Origin of the sequence: Mesorhizobium sp. M7A.F.Ca.US.011.01.1.1, from assembly GCF_003998295.1 — a bacterium.
In the GTDB taxonomy this organism is placed as follows: Bacteria; Pseudomonadota; Alphaproteobacteria; order Rhizobiales; family Rhizobiaceae; genus Mesorhizobium.
Map to the genome: position 1 here is coordinate 4475 of NZ_RZRT01000074.1, position 19608 is coordinate 24082.

General features: G+C 59.3%; 16 protein-coding genes. 1 reads left to right on the top strand and 15 read right to left on the bottom strand.

Annotated elements, in window-relative coordinates:
• Nucleotides 1-473: 473 nt before the first annotated feature.
• From EOA13_RS33100 to EOA13_RS38125, 15 genes are all read right to left on the bottom strand, one after another.
• The gene (locus EOA13_RS33100; RefSeq protein WP_127297472.1) at nt 474-1460 is read right to left on the bottom strand and encodes a 3-hydroxyacyl-CoA dehydrogenase family protein; all 987 of its coding nucleotides are present in this window, start codon (nt 1458-1460) and stop codon (nt 474-476) included.
• 28 nt (nt 1461-1488) lie between these two features.
• On the bottom strand, nt 1489-2679 hold the full coding sequence (locus EOA13_RS33105; RefSeq protein ID WP_127297473.1) for an acyl-CoA dehydrogenase: 1191 nt from the start codon (nt 2677-2679) through the stop codon (nt 1489-1491).
• Between the two features lie 74 nt (nt 2680-2753).
• Nucleotides 2754-4511, bottom strand: coding sequence for a serine hydrolase (locus EOA13_RS33110; protein ID WP_127297474.1), 1758 nt, complete (start codon nt 4509-4511; stop codon nt 2754-2756).
• A 44-nt stretch (nt 4512-4555) separates the two neighbouring features.
• The gene (locus tag EOA13_RS33115; RefSeq protein ID WP_127297475.1) at nt 4556-5431 is read right to left on the bottom strand and encodes a 3-keto-5-aminohexanoate cleavage protein; all 876 of its coding nucleotides are present in this window, start codon (nt 5429-5431) and stop codon (nt 4556-4558) included.
• A 10-nt stretch (nt 5432-5441) separates the two neighbouring features.
• A complete protein-coding gene (locus tag EOA13_RS33120; protein ID WP_127297476.1) occupies nt 5442-5828 on the bottom strand; it encodes a RidA family protein in 387 nt (128 codons plus the stop codon).
• Between the two features lie 40 nt (nt 5829-5868).
• Nucleotides 5869-7191: an aminotransferase class III-fold pyridoxal phosphate-dependent enzyme gene (locus EOA13_RS33125; protein WP_245490553.1), complete on the bottom strand. Its 1323-nt coding sequence runs from the start codon at nt 7189-7191 to the stop codon at nt 5869-5871.
• A 9-nt stretch (nt 7192-7200) separates the two neighbouring features.
• Nucleotides 7201-9246 carry an FAD-dependent oxidoreductase gene (locus EOA13_RS33130; protein ID WP_127297477.1) on the bottom strand — a complete coding sequence of 682 codons (2046 nt, stop codon included), beginning with the start codon at nt 9244-9246 and terminating at the stop codon, nt 7201-7203.
• A 78-nt stretch (nt 9247-9324) separates the two neighbouring features.
• Nucleotides 9325-10815 carry an aldehyde dehydrogenase gene (locus EOA13_RS33135; protein ID WP_127297478.1) on the bottom strand — a complete coding sequence of 497 codons (1491 nt, stop codon included), beginning with the start codon at nt 10813-10815 and terminating at the stop codon, nt 9325-9327.
• 259 nt (nt 10816-11074) lie between these two features.
• Nucleotides 11075-11881: an IclR family transcriptional regulator gene (locus EOA13_RS33140; RefSeq protein ID WP_127297479.1), complete on the bottom strand. Its 807-nt coding sequence runs from the start codon at nt 11879-11881 to the stop codon at nt 11075-11077.
• 12 nt (nt 11882-11893) lie between these two features.
• Entirely contained in the window at nt 11894-13252 is a 1359-nt protein-coding gene (locus EOA13_RS33145) for an FAD-binding oxidoreductase (protein WP_127297480.1), read from the bottom strand.
• 4 nt (nt 13253-13256) lie between these two features.
• Complete coding sequence (locus tag EOA13_RS33150; protein ID WP_127297481.1) at nt 13257-14057, bottom strand: ABC transporter permease; 801 nt, start codon at nt 14055-14057, stop codon at nt 13257-13259.
• Nucleotides 14058-14060: 3 nt separating this feature from the next.
• Entirely contained in the window at nt 14061-15332 is a 1272-nt protein-coding gene (locus EOA13_RS33155) for an ABC transporter permease (protein ID WP_245490554.1), read from the bottom strand.
• A gap of 55 nt (nt 15333-15387) precedes the next feature.
• Nucleotides 15388-16437, bottom strand: coding sequence for an ABC transporter substrate-binding protein (locus EOA13_RS33160; protein WP_127297483.1), 1050 nt, complete (start codon nt 16435-16437; stop codon nt 15388-15390).
• A gap of 29 nt (nt 16438-16466) precedes the next feature.
• Nucleotides 16467-17549: an ABC transporter ATP-binding protein gene (locus EOA13_RS33165; RefSeq protein ID WP_127297484.1), complete on the bottom strand. Its 1083-nt coding sequence runs from the start codon at nt 17547-17549 to the stop codon at nt 16467-16469.
• A 560-nt stretch (nt 17550-18109) separates the two neighbouring features.
• Nucleotides 18110-18664, bottom strand: a complete 555-nt coding sequence (locus tag EOA13_RS38125) for a Crp/Fnr family transcriptional regulator (protein ID WP_164780490.1) — start codon at nt 18662-18664, stop codon at nt 18110-18112.
• Between the two features lie 52 nt (nt 18665-18716).
• Between EOA13_RS38125 and EOA13_RS38130 the strand changes: the two genes are divergently transcribed.
• Nucleotides 18717-19289: a hypothetical protein gene (locus tag EOA13_RS38130; RefSeq protein WP_164780492.1), complete on the top strand. Its 573-nt coding sequence runs from the start codon at nt 18717-18719 to the stop codon at nt 19287-19289.
• The last annotated feature ends 319 nt before the right edge of the window (nt 19290-19608 follow it).

The window sequence follows — 19608 nt, forward strand, 5'->3', positions numbered from 1 at the left end:
TTGGGAAACGCGCCCTCGAGGTGGATCGCAATCTCTTCGAGGCGCGCTTCGAAACATTGGACGAAATCATCAGCGAATTGAAACAGGAGGGAAGCGATGGATCAGCAAGTTGACAGAGCAGGTGGTGCGCAGACCCGCACGTCAGTCGAGCGCGCACAGGGGATCGCGCGCCTTGAACTCGACTTCTTTCGGCTTGCGGATGGCGTGCGGCCGGGCCTTCGGGGCCGATTTGTGGCCCGCCTTGCGGATCAGGTCCGGCCACCGGCGTCACCCGGCTACGCTCGACCAGGCTCTTGAGGATGCGGCCGACGGTGGCGTTGGAGACGATCATGCCCGCCTTGCGCAGAAGCGGGCCAAGCTTGTCCCTGCCCCAGAACGGGAAGTGGTCCGCGACGGTTTCGTCTCGATCAGCCCCAGTTCGTCAAAATTTAAGGCTCCACCATCTGGAAGCTAAGCTCCCTTCCAGTCCTGCTTCACGTCACGCTGCTATGATCGGCCCTACGGCCATCATCTTCGCGTGCGCTGTCGCTTTGATCATCTTTAAGCCAGCGCACGAGCTCGCGACGACGTTTGAACATCAAATCTTGGGCCTCGCCCTCACCCCATTCTCGGACCCCTTTCCCGTTCGACGCACCGCGGTGCCCAGCTGTCACGAGCATTTTTATCCGTTCGGGAGGTTCTTTAGAAACGTCGAGGTATGGCTGAAGGAAGCTCGCAAAGTGAAACATAGTATCTAACCCGCCGATATCCGCAGACTCTATAGGTCCCGTCACGGCTAACCGCCGACCAATCGAGTTCCGCACGATCGCGTCGATCGCCTCCGCTGTTGCGTATCCGGCAGCCCATAATGACCAAGCTTCACGCAAAGCTGCAAACTGAATCCGATTGCCGACAAAGCCGGGCAATTCGTGATCGATGACCACCGGCTCCTTGCCTGCTGCCTTCAACGCTCGACAGACGCGCTCAATGACGACGGGATGTGTGCTTGGGCTCCCACAGACCTCCACCAGTGGCATCAACTGGGGAGGATACCAGAAGTGAGCCGCGACGACCCGCTCTTTTCGGGTGACCCGAGTATCGAGGGCGCTCACCGGGTGCCCGCTCGATGAAGCAAGGATCGCTTCAGGGTCGCAAATCTGATCAAGTTCCGCGAAAATGCTGCGCTTAAGCTCCATGTCTTCCGGAACTGCCTCAAAAATGAGCTCAGCCCGAACAGCGTCCGCGATTTGCGTGCTGAGAGAGAGACGCGAGAGAGCGCCCCCCATGGCCTCTGACGTCAACAGCCCAGCGTTGACAAATTCCGTTAGGCTTAAAATGATGTTCTCCCGCGCTCCGTCGAGACTGGCTGCATTTCTGCCAATCAATTTGACCATCCATCCTGCCTTGGCGAGAATTTCTGCGATCCCGTGGCCGATGATCCCGTTACCAATCACTGCGGCGATCCGGCTGCGATTCGGCATTGTCACCTCCAAGCGGTGTTGCGGTAGCCTAGAAAAACGCCTGTATCCCGGTCTGGGCGCGACCGAGGATCAGCGCATGCACGTCATGCGCGCCTTCGTAGGTGTTGACCGTTTCCAGATTCTGGGAGTGGCGCATCACGTGGTAGCCGATCTGGATGCCGTTGCCGCCATGCATGTCGCGCGCTTGGCGGGCGATGTCGAGCGCCTTGCCGCAATTGTTGCGCTTCATGATCGAGATCATCTCGGGCGCCATGCGGTCCTCGTCCATCAGTCGGCCGATACGCAACGAGCCCTGCAGGCCGAGCACGATGTCGGTCTGCATGTCGACCAGCTTCTTCTGGTAAAGCTGGGTCGCGGCGAGCGGCCGGCCGAACTGTTTTCGGTCGAGGCCATATTGCCGCGCGCGGAACCAGCAATCCTCCGCTGCCCCCATTACGCCCCAGGAAATGCCGTAGTGGGCGCGGTTCAAACAGCCAAACGGACCCTTGAGGCCGGAGACGTTGGGCAACAGCGCGTCTTCCCCGACCTCGACCCCCTCCATGACGATCCCGCCGGTGATCGACGCGCGCAGGCTGAGTTTTCCGCCGATCTTGGGCGTCGAAAGCCCCTTCATGCCCTTTTCCAGCACGAAGCCGCGAATCTGATTGTCATGCGCTGACGATTTCGCCCAGACGACGAAGACGTCGGCGATAGGCGCGTTGGAGATCCACATCTTGGAGTCGGAAATGCGATAGCCGGACGCCGTCTTCTCGGCGCGCGTCTTCATGCCGCCGGGATCGGAGCCCGCATCGGGTTCCGTCAGGCCGAAACAGCCAATCCATTCGCCCGAGGCGAGTTTCGGCAGGTACTTCTTGCGCTGGGCTTCCGAGCCATAGGCATGGATGGGATACATCACGAGCGAGGACTGCACGCTCATCATCGAACGATAGCCGGAATCGACGCGCTCGACCTCGCGCGCTACAAGGCCGTAGGAGACGTAGGTCGAACCCAGCCCGCCATATTCCTCGGGGATGGTGATGCCGAGCAGGCCGGCATCACCCATCTCGCGAAAAATCGCCGGGTCGGTCTTCTCTTCGAGATAGGCCTCTTCGATGCGCGGCGCGAGCTTATCTGCGGCAAAGCTTGCTGCCGCGTCGCGCAGCATCCGCTCATCCTCGGAAAGCTGATCCTCAAGCAGGAACGGGTCGTTCCAGACGAACGCGTTCTTGTCGGCAGCCATGGTCAATCTCCTTTCCATATCGGTCGCCTAGCACACAGCAAACTCGGATTTTTGACGAGTTATTCACCCCAGGGTCAATTGTTGCAGACTTTAGCGATAGCATTAGACGCCTGAGCCAAGCCGGAAAAGTCACTCACGGTCTCGTCGTCTGTTGGTGCCGATGAAAGCCGGACAGCGATAAGGTTATTTGGGAGCATCGCCACAATCTGTCCCCCATAACCCATGAAGCGCGCAAAATTTCCGTCGCACCCATCAAACGAGAAGTCGTCGATCCAGAAAGAACTAAAATATCTCTCGCCCGAGCCTCTCGGCCTGCCTGTCGGCAATCCCCACTTCTTGTGGTTCGTCAAACCCTCTTGGGTCTTCTGCTGGCTAAGGAGTTGGTTACCCGCGACTGCGCCACCGCCTTGAAAAAGCTTGGCAATTTTGACGAGATCGTCGATTGTTGCGTACAATCCCTCGAACGCAAGCGGCTGTCTTTTGACGCCAAACGTGGTCGCCACTGGCAAGTCGTAGACTTTAATGTTTTCATACACTTCGTGCCTCAGCATCGAGGCGATGTCTTTGTCAGCGCCTTCCTTATCCTTAAGTAGACTGTCCAAAGCCGCACCCAGGATGAAGTAATCCTCGTCTCTGTAGCGAACAAACTTATCGATACCCCACCCATAGGATCTGGGGCGTGCGAGCGCTTTCTCTAATTTCGATTTGAAATCGCCGTCGTTGTAAAATGCCATGTAGGAGTCGTCGTAAGGCTCGTCACCGATGTTCGCTTCCGGCTTTCCGGCCCCCTTGCCGACACCGGTCGCCATATTCAGTGCGCTGCCCAGCGTGACATCTTTCCAGGCCGGAAAGCGTTTCGCCTCGGGGAGCAGATCGCCAATCTTCATTGTGAAGATTTGATCGCCGTATTTGGCCGCCATCCGAAGCATGGCCATGCGAGCAACGGCGGATTTTGTCGCAGACCATACGCCGAAGCGTTGCCTGTCACAGTAAGGCAGCGGACCCTCCGACGTTTGGCAACTCTTCATATAGATGGTCCCGTCAACGAAGACTGCGGTCGCAACCTTCCAGTCATCTCGCATACGGCCGCCGAACTCAGCGCTTTGAGCTGAGGTCAGGCTGACCGGCAGGCTGTCCCAAGATTTGACCGGCAGGCGGCCCGCCTCACGCAGGTTGAAGGCCTTCTTGATGGAATCGGCCTCCGTGGCCGAGATCGGTTTCATCGCTGAAACGGACGTTGCTGTTGCCTTGAAAACCGCACCCGCCTGAAAGGGCGTCGTTCCGGTGGTTATTTGAACATGCAAGGGGGTGACATCTACATCCTTGTACATGAACAAAGCCACGCCGTTATGGCTCTCGCCGCCTTCTACAGGATTCATAAGCGCAAGTGGGAACGACGCGCGCGTCCAGCCCGGCGGATCACCGGGCTCCGACCAAACTTTTCCAGGCTGTACCAATATCTGCCAATAGGTCCCAGCTCCCGTCGGTTTGAAGTCACCCAGGATTTCCTGTGACGAGGGTACGAGTGTGCTTTCGACCGTCGTGAAACTGATTTCGAAAGCAGGGAAAGCGTGCAGGTCTTTGCCATTTACCGGTGCAAGCTTGTCGCCACTCTCCATATTTGCCTCGGCAAAAGCGAGATGTCCGCTGAACGGCTTGGCTGCGCCGGAAGAATCCTTTGAGGAAACGAAGTCGTCGTTGGAGCGCAGCTGTAGCGTTGCGGTAGAGTTCACATCCTGGACCGAAACTGGTGACGCCATTAGATCCCCAGCAGAGGCGGAAATGGCGACCGATGCAATCCCAAGCGCAACAAAAGCAAATTTCGACCTCATCTTAGGTCCCCCTTGTTCCCGTTATTGATATCGTTTCAAGGCTGCTAAGCTTTTAGCGCGAGCTGTGATCTCGCTGAAGCAGGGCTCGCGACAGTGGCGCCGAGCCTTTCCAGGAGCCATTTCGCTTTCTCGACGAGTTCGGCATTGCTCTTCACAAGCTCGGTCTTCGACATGCGGATCGTATCCTCCATGCCGATCCGTACATTGCCCCCGAGCAGGTAAGCTTGCATCAGCATCGGGTAAGCGGCGCGGCCGATGCCAAAGCCTGTCCAGATGGCGTCCCGGGGCAGCATGTTGCGGGCGAACATCATTGTCTCAGGCGTCGTCGCGAAGCCGTACTTCACGCCGAGCACAAGACTTGCGAGCGGCGGGCCGCGAAACACGCCGCTTGCGAGAAAGTCGTTGAGGAGATTGATATCTCCGCTGTCGAAAAGCTCGAACTCGGGCCGAACCCCACAGTCATAGATGATCCCCGCCATCTTCTTGACGTTCGGTGGCGTGTTGATGACGACCTCGCTGCCGAACGTCATCGTGTTGAGGTCCAGGGTGCAGATGTCAGGCCGTAGATCGCGGATATGCTCGACGCGGCGTTCGGCTGTGACGAAATTCGTCCGGGGGCCGGCAATCTTGGGGTCCTCTTCCCCGGGCTGGAACCGGCCACCAGGTCCCGTGGTGATATTCAGGATGACCTCCGTATTCTTGGCGCGGATCAAACGAACGAGTTCGCGGTAGTGATCGAGTTCCATCGACGGCCGACCGTCGGGATGGCGAACGTGAAGATGCAGAATCGCCGCGCCTGCATCGGCGGCCTCAAGCGCCGAGGCCGCGATTTGTTCCGGCGTGACCGGCAAATTGGCGTTGTCTTCCGGCCTCGTCAGGCTACCGGTCACGGCGCAAGTGATGATGGTGTCCTTCGACATAAGACTTCTCTCAGCTTGCGAGGATTGCTGTGGCGGCAATCTCGACGAGAAGGCCATCGTCGATGAGCGCTCCCGCCTGGACCATCGTCGTTGCCGGTCGGATGTCACCGAAGACGGAGCCGTGGGCTCTGCCGACGGCTTCCCAATCGTTCATATTGCGCAGGAAGATACGCGTCTCGACGATATCGTCGATCGAGGCGTCGAGTTCGCGCAGGGCAGCGCCGATGCGCTCCAGAACCACGATGGTTTGTTGTTCCGCGTCGCCGGGGTGAAGTGCCCCATCGGGTCCAGAGGCGGAAGTGCCCGATACAACAATGATGTTTCCGGCGCGGACGGCCCGGGAGTAGCCGATCGCGGCCCCCCACTTGTTGTTCACGTCGACCCTGGCCCTTTTCATGCCCTGCTCCTGATAGCCCCCGGTTTTTTTGCCGCCATCATCATGCGAGAAGCGGCAATGCTCGGTCGAAGGCCCGCACTATCTCGTCGATATCGGCATCTTCCATGGCGGTAGAGAACGCCATCAATCCATTGCCTGCAATGATCACGCCTTCGTCGAACAACACCTTGGCGAGGGCCGAAACCCGCGCGGCGCCATCCGCCGCGACGAATGTGGAGCGATAGTCGCTCAACGGTGCGTCCGTCAGGTGGACACGCCGCAGCGAACCCAGCCCGGTAACCTGCCCCTTGATCCCGTGTCGGGCGAAACAGGCACGAATACCCTGGTCGAAGCGATCACCGAGCGCCTCGAGCTTCTCGAACGCGGCGGGGGTCAATTCCTCCAGAGCGGCTATCCCTGCCGACATGGACATGGGATTGGCACTGAATGTCCCGCCATGCGGCACCGCGGGCTGGCCCTTGCTTGGATCAAACACCGACATCACTTCCGCACGGCCGCCGATGGCGCCGATCGCAAAGCCGCCGCCGATAATCTTGCCGAGCGTGGTGAAATCCGGATCGATGTCGAACCGGCCCTGCGCACCATTGTAGCCTAGGCGAAAGGTGATGACCTCGTCGAGGATCAGCAGCGCCCCAAGCTCGCGCGTAACCCGCCGCAGCATCGCCAGATATTCGGGCTTTGCCGGCACGAGGCCAGCGCGATTGGGCATGACATCGACGAGCACGGTCGCGAGGCTGTTCCCGCTGGCGCGAAGGATTGCCTCGGCTACAGGCGTGTTGTTGAAGGGAATGACGACGACATCGTCGAGCACGCCCTGGGGTGTCCCCTTGGCGGTCGGCACGGATCCCGGCCTGTCGATATCACCCCAGGTGGCGGGGCTGGCGTCCTGGCTTGTCTCTGCCGCATCGTAGGTCCCGTGGTAGGCGCCCTCGCATTTTGCGATCTTCGGTCGGCCAGTATAGGCGCGCGCGGCCTTGATCGCGTTCATCACCGCTTCAGTGCCAGAATTGGTGTAACGAAGCTGCTCGACGGACGGCAGGCGATCGCACAGTATTTCCGACAGTCGGATCTCGCTCTCGGTGGGCATGCCGAAACAGGTTCCAGCTTCGAGCTGCCGTGTAGCCGCGTCAAGGATCTGGCGATTGCCATAGCCATGGATCAGCGAGGTGAAGTTTCCCAAGGCGTCGATCCGGACATGGCAATCGACGTCGGTGATCCGGCAGCCGTCGCCGCGCCAGGCATAGATTTGATGCGGTTTGCGATAGACGGTCGTGCGCGTATTCCCGCCAGGCATGACCTCGCGGGCACGGGCATAGAGCTTTTCGGAATTTGGTGTCGCTGGTGCAGGCATGAGGTCGCTCATCACTTGGTTCTAGGTGGCAAGGTTGATCCGCTCGCGACGCAATGTCGGGTCGCCGCTCTCGAATTCTTGCGCGAAGCGGTGGCCTGAATAGACGGCGGCATAGATGGCGGCCGGGGCTTCGCAATCGCCGATGCGCGAGACGCGGCGCAAGCGACCCGCCCTTCCCTCGGCAAGACGCGCGGTCAGCGCGGCAAAGAGTTCGTTGCGAGGCAGCCTGGCCGTGACGAGAACAAGGGCGTCGGCCTCTCGATTCTCCGTGGCTCCCGTTCGCGAATCGACAAACAGAGCCTGGCCTTCATGACTGCCAGTGAGTGCCCTGTGCGTTACCATCCCGACGCCGCGCTCATACAACCGTTTGGCCGTCCGAATGTTTTCAAGCGTGTTGATGGTGAAGGAGGAGACGTCGGCCGCTGGCGTCACCAATGTAACGTCGCGACCAGCAAGCGCCAGTTTCTCGGCGATCACGGCGCCCATGTAGTAGTGATCGTCGTCATAGACGATGACGCGCCCTGAAGGACTGTCGCCGCCCATGATGTCGTCCGGTGTGAACACGGGCACGCTGGCCGACAATGTAAGCGGCTTGAACGCCGCGCGCCCCACGCCATCGGCGCGCCATTGCGATCCTGTCGCCAGCACAACCTCATCGGCATCAAATTCGAGAATTTCGGCCACTCCAAGATCGCTTTCGAGGTAGACTCCGACATTCGAGAGTTTGTCGAGTTGGGTGACGCGCCAGTCGCGAACTCTCAGCCATTCGCGCAGGCCCGGCAGCTCGCCCTCAAGGGTCACGCGACCACCGAGACGGCTCTGCCGTTCAGCCAAGGTTACCTGGTAGCCGCGCTGACCAAGCGCCCGAGCGCATTCGAGTCCCGCCGGCCCACCACCGACCACGAGCACGGTCGCATCGCTTGATCTGGTGGAAATTCGTTCGGGGTGCCAGCCGCGCCGCCATTCCTCGCCCATGGTCGGGTTTTGCGTGCAGCGCAGGTTCGTCATGGCAAAGTGGCTCGAGACGCAAATATTGCAACCGATGCACTCGCGGATATCCTCGTAACGTCCCTCCTCGATCTTCTTCGGCAGGAAGGGATCGGCGATCGAGGGGCGCGCGGCGCCAATCATATCAAGCACGCCGCGACGGATCAGACTTGCCATGGTGTCGGGCGAGGTGAAGCGCCCGACACCGACGACCGGCTTGGTGGTGACGCCCTTGACCCCGGTCATGAACGGCTCGTGGTCGTTCTCCGATGCGAAGCGGGAGGTCGGCGAATCGTCGGCCCAGGTTCCCACGACGAGATCCCACAGGTCCGGCAGTTCGGCGAGCAAGCTGATGGCCTCTATCCCTTCGTCGGCGGCGCGAAGTCCTTCGGGGCCAAACAGCTCATCGATGATCAGACGTACACTCACCGCGCAGGCATCGCCGCCACCCTCTCGCGTCGCCTCGATCAATTCCTTGAGAAGGCGAACCCGGTTTTTCAGCGAACCACCATATTCGTCGGTGCGCTGATTGCGGGGCGAAATGAATTGGAAGGCGATGGTGGAAAAATTGCCGTCGACATTGAGGATGTCAAAGCCGGCCTTGCGCGCACGTTGCGCCGCGGCCTTCCACCAGCCCAGCAGTGCCTTGATGTCGGACTTGTCCATGGCGCGAACCTGGACCGGATGGTGTCCGCTGACGGGTCGGTCCATCGGGCCGAGCGGAACTTCGCGGGTCATGCGATTGGCATTGTAGTAGGCGGGATAGGCAAGTTGCACGCCGGCGAGCGAGCCGTGCTCGTGGACCGCCTCGACCATCAACGCGAGCGGTGGAATGTCGCCGTCATCCCACAGCATCTGCAGAACCTCCGGCATGAGGTCGCCAGAGGGATGAACCGAACAATGCTCGGTGTTGACCACCGCCCATCCGCCCTCGGCCTTGATACCGCGCATCGCGGCATGGGCTTGCGGTCGCAAATTGCCCATGCCGTTGCAGTGAGGTGCCTGGTAGAATCGGTTGCGAGCGACAACAGGTCCGATCCGCACCGGCTGAAACAGAATATCGAAGCGTGGATCGCGCATGCATGGCTCTTTTCTGTGCCCTCGCCTCAAAGAACGAGGTAGGGCGTGCGTGGTCAGTGGATGAAGCCAGAACGATCGTCAGGCGCGGATCTTGATCCAGGTTGCCTTGAGCTCGGTGTATTTGTCGATCGCATGCAGCGATTTGTCCCGTCCGAAGCCGGACTGCTTGTAACCGCCAAACGGCATCGTAATGTTGCTCTCATCGAAATTGTTGACCCAGACAGAGCCCGCTCTCAGCCGGCGAGCGGTGGACAGTGCGACGTCGATGTTGTCGGTCCATACTGCGGCGGCCAGGCCATAGATGGTGTCGTTGGCGAGCGCGACCGCCTCCTCCGCCCCGGAAAACGAGATTGTGGCGAGGACGGGGCCGAAGATCTCCTCCTGGGCAATCCGCATCTTGTTGCTGACATTGTCGAAGACGGTAGGCTCGATGTAGTAGCCGCCGGTCTCGCTGAGCACACGCTTGCCGCCGGACTTGAGCTCGGCCCCTTCCTTGGAGCCGATATCGATGTAGTCGAGCACACGATCCATTTGAACCTGGCTGACCATGGCGCCTAGCTTCGTGGCTGCATCGAGGGGATCGCCAACCGTAAGTGTTTTCCCGACAGCAATCACCTTCTCGAGAAACACATCCTTGATCTTGGCGTCGACCAGCAGGCGCGAACCGGCGTTACAGACTTCACCCTGGTTGAAGAAGATGCCATAGGCGGCCGCTGTCGCGGCTTCGTCGAGGTTGCCACAATCGGCCATGACGATATGTGGAGTTTTGCCACCGCATTCGAGCGCCACGCGTTTCATGTTCGACTGGGCGGAGTAGCTCATGAAGAGCTTACCGACCTCGGTCGAGCCAGTGAACGTCACCGCGTCGACATCCATGTGCAGGCCTAGCGCCTTACCCGCGGTCTCGCCAAGGCCGGTGATCACGTTGAACACCCCATCGGGAATGCCAGCCTCCGCCGCGAGCTCCGCGAGCCTGATCGCCGAAAGCGGCGACTGTTCGGCTGGCTTGAGAATGACTGAGTTGCCTGCTGCCAACGCTGGTCCGAGTTTCCAGCATGCCATCAGCAAAGGAAAGTTCCATGGAACGACCGCAGCCACGACACCGACAGGCTCACGCGTAATCATGCCCAGTGCACCACTGCCGGTCGGAGCAATCTCGTCGTAGATCTTGTCGATCGCCTCGGCGTACCAAGCGATCGTATTGGCCGATGCCGGGACGTCGATGGACCGTGCGTCAGAGATCGGCTTGCCCATGTTCAAGGTCTCGAGCAACGCGAGTTCATCCCCATGCTGATGCATCAGATCGGCGAAACGCTGGAGTACTTTCTTGCGCTCTGCTGGCGAGCGCCGCGACCAGGAGCCAGCATCGAAGGCCTTGCGGGCGGAGCGTACCGCCAGGTCGACATCCGCCGCGTCGCACGACGCTATTTGAGCGAGCCTTGTCCCATTGGCGGGATTGATCGCGTCGAAAACCCCACCGGACACTGCGTCGACAAATCTGCCATCTATGAACGCCTGTTTGCGGAGATTGAGATTTGAGGCGGCTTGACGCCAGTCGATCGCGCTCATGGAATTACCTTTCTCGATAATCGATACTGCATTTCAATTAACGAGAAACTAAGCCTGCCATCCGCCTTCTGTCAAGATAAAATCGCGCTCCCCGACAGACGCTATCCTGAAAGCGAGTGTCCTGACGCGTTCGTTAGCAATTTCTTTTTATGCAGAGTTTCCGGATCTTACGCAGGGCAAGCATACGGAAAATACAGAACGCCAAAGGAGGGCGTTAGGTTGCTACCGCACGCCGCTTGATAACCAAGGATACCAGAATTCAAGCTGTAATTTTCAACGTCTGTTGGAATTGTCTCTCAAGTATCTTGGAAAGTTTCTCGGCTAGGCGTTTGACCAGCGCGACATTAAGTTCTCGGTTGGTCTCGATGATCCCCTGGATCGTTCCCGTCACGCACAAGCTATGCTGCGTACGCTGCCCGTCGATTCTGATCGGGGCCGCAATCCCGGCAAATCCGTCGACATCTTCTCCTATGCAATAGGCCACGCCGGTTTTGCGCACGAGTTGCAGCTCTTCCACGAGAACGTTGAAGTCAACTTTTGTCGCTGCCGTGAACCGCTTAAGTGGTTTGTCGAGTACCGAAGCGATGAAGTTCGCGTCCTGAAAGGCGAGGATCGCCTTGGCAGAGGCGCCGGCATGAGCCGGAATTTCATGTCCCGGGACGATATAGGCCCTGACCAGATTGTCGGGCGCGACCATGTCAACGCTACGAACGCCGTCGCCATCTAGTCGTGCAATGAAGCAAGCTTGGCCGGTCTTTTCTGAGAGCTCTTGTAGCGTGGGTCGTGCGACGACCTTGAACCATTCGTCGCTCGCGCCAGAAAAGAGCAGTCGTTCCAACCGGCGGCCGAGCTTGAAATTGGCCGTGCTTGAGCCGCTCTGCTCGATCAATTCCACATCAGCCAAGCTCTTCATCAGTCTGTAGGCCGAGGCTTTCGGCAGATCGAGCATCTCGCCGACGGAAGTTCCCGAGATACCGCCTGGAAAGCCGGCGACGATCTCAAGAATACGCACATAGCGCTCCAGAGGCTTTTCAGTGGCCGCTTTGCCCGTCGGAGTTTTTGCCATGACGTATGCGCTCTAGCCTTTTGCGATTCGATCATCATGCCAGTCGAAATAGCGCATGGCCAAGGGCACGAACCACGGCGAGCCGTTAAAGAATGGCGCCGTAGGAAATTTTTCTACATCGAAGGCCGACGACATGTTTCCGCGCTGGAGAATTCGGGCAGCAAGCTTCTCTCCGAAATGTGTCCCCAAAGGAATACCCGCGAAGTTGTAACCAAGGGCAAAGTGCATGCCGTCCTTCGTGCCGATATGGGGCATGAAGTCGAAGGTTCCGGCGCAGTGCCCGGTCCAGGCACGACTGAGGCGGACGCCTTCGAGGTCTGGCAGAATTCTCACAAGGCGATCGCGGAGCGCACCAGCGAGCGGCGTCGCCGTCGGGCTCGCCGTACCAGTCATGCCGCCGAAAAGAATGCGGCTTGAATCAGGTGCCGGGCGGATAAAATCGATGTTCATCCTGGTGTCGAGATAGGTACGGCGGCGCGGCATCACCTTGTCGATCGTTTCCGGCGGCAACAGTTCGGTCGCCACAACAAACCCACGGAAAGGAATGACACGCCTTGCAAGCCATTTCAGATCGCGGCTCGTATAACCATTGGTGGCGACAATGACATGAGGGGCAACGATATTTCCTCTCGACGTACGAACGGTCTTCTCACTCGCACCGTGATCGATGCCCACGACATTGGTAAGAGGATGCAGCCTGACGCCAGCCTCAAGCACCTTGGAGACAAGGCCAGCGTGATAAAGCCCGGGGTGAATCGAACCGAGATCCGGAATGACCGCCCCGCCATGGTAGCAGTCGGAGGCGATTTCCGTACGGACGTCCTGCTTCTCGACAACGGAATACTCGAACCCGACGGCTTGCCGCGTCTGTTCGAGTTCGCCAATCAAGGTTCGAAAATGAGCTTTCGAATTGGCGGCAATGAAGCGGCCGCAGGTATGGTAGTGGCATTCGATCCCCTCACGATCAACGAAGGCCTGGACACCTCGCAGAGCGGCGTCAAGCTCACGATAGACCGTCACAGCGTGTTCGCGCCCCGACCTTTCCGCCAACCATTCAACGGATCGTTTCAGCGTGCGGCCGACGAAACCGGCATTGCGGCGTGCCGCGCCCTCGCCGATCCTCTGCGAATCGAAAACAACAACATCACAGCCCGAGCGGGCCAGATGAAGCGCTGCGACCAGACCCGTAATGCCACCGCCAACGATGACTACATCAGCCCTGCCGCCAAGGCTGACCGGTTCCGTGTTCTCGTCGGTTGCGGGCAGCGGCGCCGCCGACCACCAATAGGGTTCCTCAAGATAATCGTCGGCGAACAATCCGGCTTGCGCCGCACCAGCCTTCCCGGGGTCCTGCGACATGACGTGCAGCATCACGTTACCTTTTCTTATTTGCTTTGTAAGCGACAGCCATCAGGCAACTCGTCAGTATGATCATCACCGCCGCTGCGGCGAGGATCGTGGGATCAAGTTGTTCACGCAGTCCCGTGAACATTTGCTTTGGAAGCGTGCGCTGCTGAGGTCCAGCAATAAACAGGACCATCACCACTTCGTCGAATGACGAGGCAAAAGCGAAAACCGCTCCCGCCGCTACGCCTGGCGCGATAATTGGAAGCATCACCGTTCGAAATGCCGTCACGCGGCCGGCGCCGAGACCCGCTGCGGCGCGCATCAGGTTGAAGTCGAAGCGCGTCAGCGTCGCCGTGACGGTGATGACAACGAAGGGCGAAGCCAGAATGGCGTGGGCGATAACGACGCCGGCGTAGGAATAGTTGAGGCCGAGCGGCGAAAAGAAAATGAACAGTCCGAGGCCTAAGACGACGACGGGAACGATCATTGGTGAGATGGCAAGCGCCATCACGGCGGTCCGGAAAGGGAACCGTGGATTTACCAGCCCGATTGCCGCGAGCGTGCCTAGAGTCGTGGCGCCGACCGTGGTCGAACTCGCAATCACCAGACTGTTGACCATTGCCCCCGTCCACAAAGGCGAGGAAAAAAGTTCCGTAAACCAGCGAAGAGACAATGCACGGAATGGGTAGGTAAACCAGGGGTCGGCATTGAACGAGATCGGAAGAGCGACCGCCAGCGGCAGCATCAGCAGCAGAAGAACGATCCCCACAAACGCATGGAGCGGTATGCGAATGTAAGTCGGAAACTCGGAATAGAGGCGGCGGCCCATGTTCTATATCCGATCTGATGAGTGACGCGCGACATGTCGCGCGAGAGGGAGTGCTATGATGCCAGCCCCAAAAATCAGTACAGTGCTGAGCGCCGAAGCGAGCCCCCAATTCAGATCCTCATTGGTAAACCTGGCAATGAAGAAGCTCACCATCTGATCAGACGGTCCACCCACCAATGCGGGCGTCAAATAGAAACCAAGGCACAAAACGAAGGTGAGAAGGCCGCCGGCGGCAACGCCTGGAATCGCCTGCGGCAGAAAGATCGTCGCGTGCGCGAGCAGTGGGCCTGCACCAAGGCTGCGGGCTGCCTTGACCTGGTTCGCCGGGACCGCCCGCATAACGCTGATCATAGGCAGGACCGTGAACGGCAACTGGATCTGGATCATCGCGGCGATCGTTGCCATGCGGGTGTAAAGAAGGGGCAGCGGCTCGGATATCAGTCCCGTTCCGGCCAGCGCATTATTGAGGACGCCGTTGGTCTGAAGGAAGACTATCCACGACATGGTGCGCACGAGGAGCGAGGTCCAGAACGGTAGGAGGATGAAGAACAAGAGGACCGCGGCTGTCCGCCCACTGGAATTGGCTATGACATACGCGACTGGATATCCGATTAAGATCGTGAGCCCCGTCACGACAAGGCTGATCAGTATCGTCCTGAGATAGATCGATCGGAAATCATAACTCGCTTCCTGAGACAATCGACCATCGGCTTCGATCTTTACAGGAAAGCCTGTCGCCCAACGCAAATAGAAGGCGCTGTAACGACCGTCGTAGTGCTTGATGATGCTCCAGACACCGCTCTGTCCCCATGCCGGGTCTGCCTTGATCAATTGGGCCTTCCAGGCCTGCGGGTCGGCGCGGTCAAAATCCTCGGAGAGGATCCGCTGGGCACCGAGGATGATGTTCGCCCCGCGTGACAATTCGTAACCCACCCGACGGCCTAGTGGGCGTACTGATCCGGCATGTCCCGCAGCCTCGAGCTCTTGTCCAAGGGTCATGTAGACGGCGGTGGCCGGCACATCATGTCCGTCCCAGACCTGAAGCGCTTGCGTTGTTACCGGCAGTGCTCTTGCGATTTCCCCGTCCGATACCGCTGTATGAACGATCGAACCTATCGGGATCACCAGGAACAGAAGCAGAAAAATCAGGAGCGGCGCCGCCGGAAGAGCAGCCCAAACTGCTCTCCGGTGGTTGTCGCTCCTAGTCGACGAGCGAACGACGACACGCGCCGTCGGTGCCGCGGCCTTTGCCCCATGGGCATCATTCTGCGTCATTACCAGGCCTACGTCACCGTACGGTAGTGTCATGCGAGAACTCCCACCACTTGGCTTACTGGGAAATCCAGCTGGAGAAGCGGGCGTTCAGCGCGTCACCGTTTTTGGCCCAAAATGCGCCGTCCTGGGCCAAGGCGCCCTCGCTATTTTCAGGGGCAGACGGCAAGTTCGGCAGCACGTCCTTGGCGACCAGATCGCTGGCGGCCTTTACGGTCGGGCCGTACGCGATGTAGTTGCTCAAGGTGGCGTTGACATCTGGCTTGACGCTGAAGGCCACGAAATCCTTGGCGGCTGCCAGGTTCTTCGAACCGGATGGGATAACCCACATGTCAAAGCCACGGATCTGATTGGTCCAGGCGATCCCAAGATCGGCATTTTCCTTGGCGTTGGCGTCAGCTATGCGGCCATTCCAGGCCAGCGCCATCTTCACCTCGCCGGATTTGAGCAACTGCGGCGGTTGGGCGCCGGCCTCCCACCAGACTATGTCCTTCTTGATCGTGTCGAGCTTCTTGAAGGCTCTATCAACGCCGGCGGGAGTTGCGAGCGTGGCATAGACGTCCGACGCCGCGACACCGTCCGCGAGCAGGGCGAGTTCGAGCGTGTCCACCGGACTCTTGCGGAAGCCGCGTTTGCCGGGGAAGGTTTTGGTGTCGAAAATGTCGGTCAATTTGGTAGGGGCCTTCGGGAACGCCTGTTTCTGAAACGCCAGGATCGTGGCGTAGACGCTCGTTCCCACCGCGCAATCGGTAAGGGCGCCATCGACGAGACCTGCGGACTTGAAGGCCGCGTCAGCACCAATCTTCTCGAGCAATCCCTGGTCGCAGGCGGTCGCCCCTGTTTGCGGATCGACGTCGATGACGTCCCAGGCAACGTTGCCGCTATCGACCATGGCGCGCAGCTTGGCCAGTTCACCGCTCCAGGTGTCTTGGGTCACGGTTATGTTCTTTGATTTCGCAAATGGATCGAGGAACGCTTTTGTCTGTGCCTCCTGCAGAGCCCCACCCCAGGAAACGACGGTCAGACCGTCTGCCAGGGCTGGAAAACTGACCGCAGTCAGGACAAGCCCGACAAGGGACGATTGTTTGAATGAACGTGCTCGTGGCATGTGATGTCCTCTCTGGATTTTCGGTTGTGTTATCTGCCGTCAAGCGCCCAGGCATCGTGGGGCTCCCAGTCGAGAAGGACAGGGCTGCCCATCTCCATCTGGATTCCCAACGATGATGAACTCTTCGCAATCAACCGTTCCCCGCCCGGCAGTTCGACGTGGATCCGGAACTGGTCGCCGCAGTAAATGATGTCGCTGACCTGCCCGCTGAGCGTTCCGGCGCGGTCCTGCCCGGTGATGCGGACGCTCTCCGGCCTGATGGCGATCGTCGCTTGTTGATCAACCTTCGTGTGAACGCTGCTGCGCGCCCAAATTTCCTGGCCGCCGGCGAGCCTTGCGCGCGCCAGGTCGCCTTCGATCGCGACGACTTTCGCATCAAGGCAGTTGTTGTCGCCAACGAACTCCGCCACGAAACGGCTCGCGGGATGGCCGTAGATATCTTGTGCCGACCCTATCTGCTGGATGCGGCCGTCGTTGAAAATGGCGATCCTGTCGGACATCGTCAGCGCTTCGTGCTGATCGTGCGTCACATAGACGACTGTCAGGTCAAGCCGATCGGCGATCCGGCGGATTTCGAGCTGCAAATCCTCGCGCAGCTTCTTGTCCAAGGCGCCGAGCGGCTCATCCATCAGCACCAGGCTGGGTTCGAAGACGAGCGCTCGAGCAAGCGCGACCCTTTGTTGCTGACCGCCCGACAAGGCCGTGGGCTTGCGTTGCGCCAGGTCCGAAAGTTGGACCATCGCCAGCGCTTCGCCGACGCGCGTGGCGATCTGCTGCTTGGAGGAGCCGCGCACCCGCAACGAATAACCAACATTCTCGGCGACCGTCATATGCGGGAAGAGGGCATAGTTCTGGAACACCATGCCGATGTTCCGCTTTTCCGGCGGCTTGTCCTGGATCGGCCGCCCGTCGAGCGTGATCTCACCGCCTGACGGATATTCGAAGCCGGCGAGCATCATCAGCGTCGTCGTCTTGCCCGACCCTGACGGACCCAGAAGCGTCAGGAATTCACCCTTCGCGATCTCAAGGTTGAGATCGCGAACCACGAAGCTATGGCCATTATAGGTTTTGGATATGCCGGTCATACCGACATGCATCGGAGGCTGAACCATGGCTGAAAGTGTCTATCCCATTTTCTCGATTTACGAGACTTATTATTGAATATCGAGAATAGAAGCACTTGATTTGGACTGCGTCAATCCCTTTGCTCAAATTCTGACCGGCTGGGGTTGGGACCTTTGACTGGCGGCCATCCTTGTGAGTGCTGCCCAAATGAGCAACGCTTATCTGCACCACCCACTTTCTGAAACGATCGCTTCAGCAGAAATGGCGCTCAACAAGGTCAGTGAGAACGAATTGCATCAGTCGACACAGTTCGGTCGGTGGGAGAAACTACCGCCAGTGCTTACGTCGAATTAGTCTCAACGTAAGATCGAGGGGCATAGCCTTGCATAAACTATTGAAATATAACGGAAAAATGGCGCACCCGACAGGATTCGAACCGGCGACCTCTGCCTTCGGAGGGCATCGGCTAACCTCTGTCCCCAAATTGGAAAGTTTTGGACAAGGGCGCGTGCCTCCCGCTTCTCTGCAGGACCGTAGGCAAATGCACCGACAGGGTCGAAGAGATCACGGACGACATAATCAGGAGATTGGAGTCGGCCTGCAGAAGTCAAATCGTGCCCCGCCTTCGGCGCCAGGCGATTTCGCGATAAAGCGCCTCGGGACTGACACCTACTTCATGGGCCAACATTGACCAGTGTCCCCTGGCGGGAAGGCTCCCATGACAGGACAACCACGCATCGAGGCGAGCCGCGACTGTCTTGAGGGACAATATCTCCGACTGCAGTCGCGCCTGTTGAACTTCGTGTGCCAGATAGCGCGCCCAAGCGATCGCCAGTTCCGTGTCCTCCTCGATCCGAGCGATCAACCCGGCGCGCGGAATGGCCCAGGTCACGCCAGCAACCTCCGCTCGGGCCGCGCAATGGTAAGAGGCTGAATACAACGAGGCTTCAGCCAAGATGGAATTTGGACCCGCACGCTGAAGGATGAGTGCTGTCCCGTTGTCCTGATGCCTGACCAGATGAACAACGCCCGAACGCACGACGTGAATGAAACAGACGGGATCACCTAGATGAAACACCGGTGCTCCCGCCGCGAACGCAATCTCGCGGCCCTCCAGATGGTCGAGCAGAGCAATTAGTGGGGGTGACATGATTTCTATCATGTAGCGTTGATCGAGGCCATGGCAAGCATGCCTGGCCAACGGAGCACTTGCCATGATACGCGCGCTCGCACTCACCGCTTGCCTGGCTTCTTCCGCAGCCTCTGCCCAGCAAGCCCAGACAGGGGGAATGGACCACAAGTTGCATATGCAGATGATGAGTGCACAACCCGCCGGTGCTTCGGTACCGACGGAGCCGGGCCAAGGCGCGTTCGCAGCGATCCAGGAAATCGTGGCCATTCTGGAGGCTGATCCCCATACAGACTGGTCCAAAGTGGACATCGATGCTCTGCGCGCGCATCTCGTCGACATGACCGCGGTTACCTTGGCCGCCGATGTGAAGAGCGAGCCCCTCGCGGGCGGAACCCGCTTCCTGGTCACTGGTTCGGGAGCCGTTCAGGCTTCAGTGCGTCGGATGGTGAAGGCCCATGCGACGACGATGAACGGGGTAGACGATTGGCGGTTCGACGCTTCCGATATCGACGGCGGCGCATCCCTCACCGTGTGGCCGCCGGCGAAGGATGTGGCCAAATTGCGCGGCCTTGGCTTCTTTGGGCTTATAGCGCTGGGCATGCATCATCAGCGGCACCACCTGATGATCGCGCGAGGCGAAAATCCTCATCTCTGATGCAGGAACCGAAGAATTCCGGCTGTCACGCGCTGCGGCCCGGCGTTCGGCACTGGCCCGGTTTAGGCCGCCAGTTCCTTTGGATATTGGAAGACGGGGGCAAACCCGGACTTTTTGGCTGAGCTATCTTCGCTTTGATCCAGCCAGAATCCGGCCGCTCTGTTCTCATTCGAGTGCGCAGCACCCGGCAGATCGCGGGATGCCCCGCCCCGTCAGCAGCGTCGAGCAAGTATCCGTTGCTGCGCGGAGAAGCGACTGACCTGGCTTCAACGTCGCCGGGGGCCTGGATCCGCGTGCGGCCTTCGAGGGCATACTGATC

What these genes read in the sequence shown, in the direction of transcription:
- EOA13_RS33100 (WP_127297472.1), bottom strand. Translation starts at nt 1,460, where the DNA reads ATGCCGAATCGCAGCCGGATCGCCGCAGTGATTGGTAACGGGATCATC.
- EOA13_RS33120 (WP_127297476.1), bottom strand. Translation starts at nt 5,828, where the DNA reads ATGAAAAGGGCCAGGGTCGACGTGAACAACAAGTGGGGGGCCGCGATC.
- EOA13_RS33130 (WP_127297477.1), bottom strand. Translation starts at nt 9,246, where the DNA reads ATGCGCGATCCACGCTTCGATATTCTGTTTCAGCCGGTGCGGATCGGA.
- EOA13_RS33140 (WP_127297479.1), bottom strand. Translation starts at nt 11,881, where the DNA reads ATGGCAAAAACTCCGACGGGCAAAGCGGCCACTGAAAAGCCTCTGGAG.
- EOA13_RS33145 (WP_127297480.1), bottom strand. Translation starts at nt 13,252, where the DNA reads ATGCTGCACGTCATGTCGCAGGACCCCGGGAAGGCTGGTGCGGCGCAA.
- EOA13_RS33135 (WP_127297478.1), bottom strand. Translation starts at nt 10,815, where the DNA reads ATGAGCGCGATCGACTGGCGTCAAGCCGCCTCAAATCTCAATCTCCGC.
- EOA13_RS33150 (WP_127297481.1), bottom strand. Translation starts at nt 14,057, where the DNA reads ATGGGCCGCCGCCTCTATTCCGAGTTTCCGACTTACATTCGCATACCG.
- EOA13_RS33110 (WP_127297474.1), bottom strand. Translation starts at nt 4,511, where the DNA reads ATGAGGTCGAAATTTGCTTTTGTTGCGCTTGGGATTGCATCGGTCGCC.
- EOA13_RS33125 (WP_245490553.1), bottom strand. Translation starts at nt 7,191, where the DNA reads ATGAGCGACCTCATGCCTGCACCAGCGACACCAAATTCCGAAAAGCTC.
- EOA13_RS33160 (WP_127297483.1), bottom strand. Translation starts at nt 16,437, where the DNA reads ATGCCACGAGCACGTTCATTCAAACAATCGTCCCTTGTCGGGCTTGTC.
- EOA13_RS38130 (WP_164780492.1), top strand. Translation starts at nt 18,717, where the DNA reads ATGATACGCGCGCTCGCACTCACCGCTTGCCTGGCTTCTTCCGCAGCC.
- EOA13_RS33115 (WP_127297475.1), bottom strand. Translation starts at nt 5,431, where the DNA reads ATGTCGAAGGACACCATCATCACTTGCGCCGTGACCGGTAGCCTGACG.
- EOA13_RS33165 (WP_127297484.1), bottom strand. Translation starts at nt 17,549, where the DNA reads ATGGTTCAGCCTCCGATGCATGTCGGTATGACCGGCATATCCAAAACC.
- EOA13_RS38125 (WP_164780490.1), bottom strand. Translation starts at nt 18,664, where the DNA reads ATGATAGAAATCATGTCACCCCCACTAATTGCTCTGCTCGACCATCTG.
- EOA13_RS33105 (WP_127297473.1), bottom strand. Translation starts at nt 2,679, where the DNA reads ATGGCTGCCGACAAGAACGCGTTCGTCTGGAACGACCCGTTCCTGCTT.
- EOA13_RS33155 (WP_245490554.1), bottom strand. Translation starts at nt 15,332, where the DNA reads ATGACGCAGAATGATGCCCATGGGGCAAAGGCCGCGGCACCGACGGCG.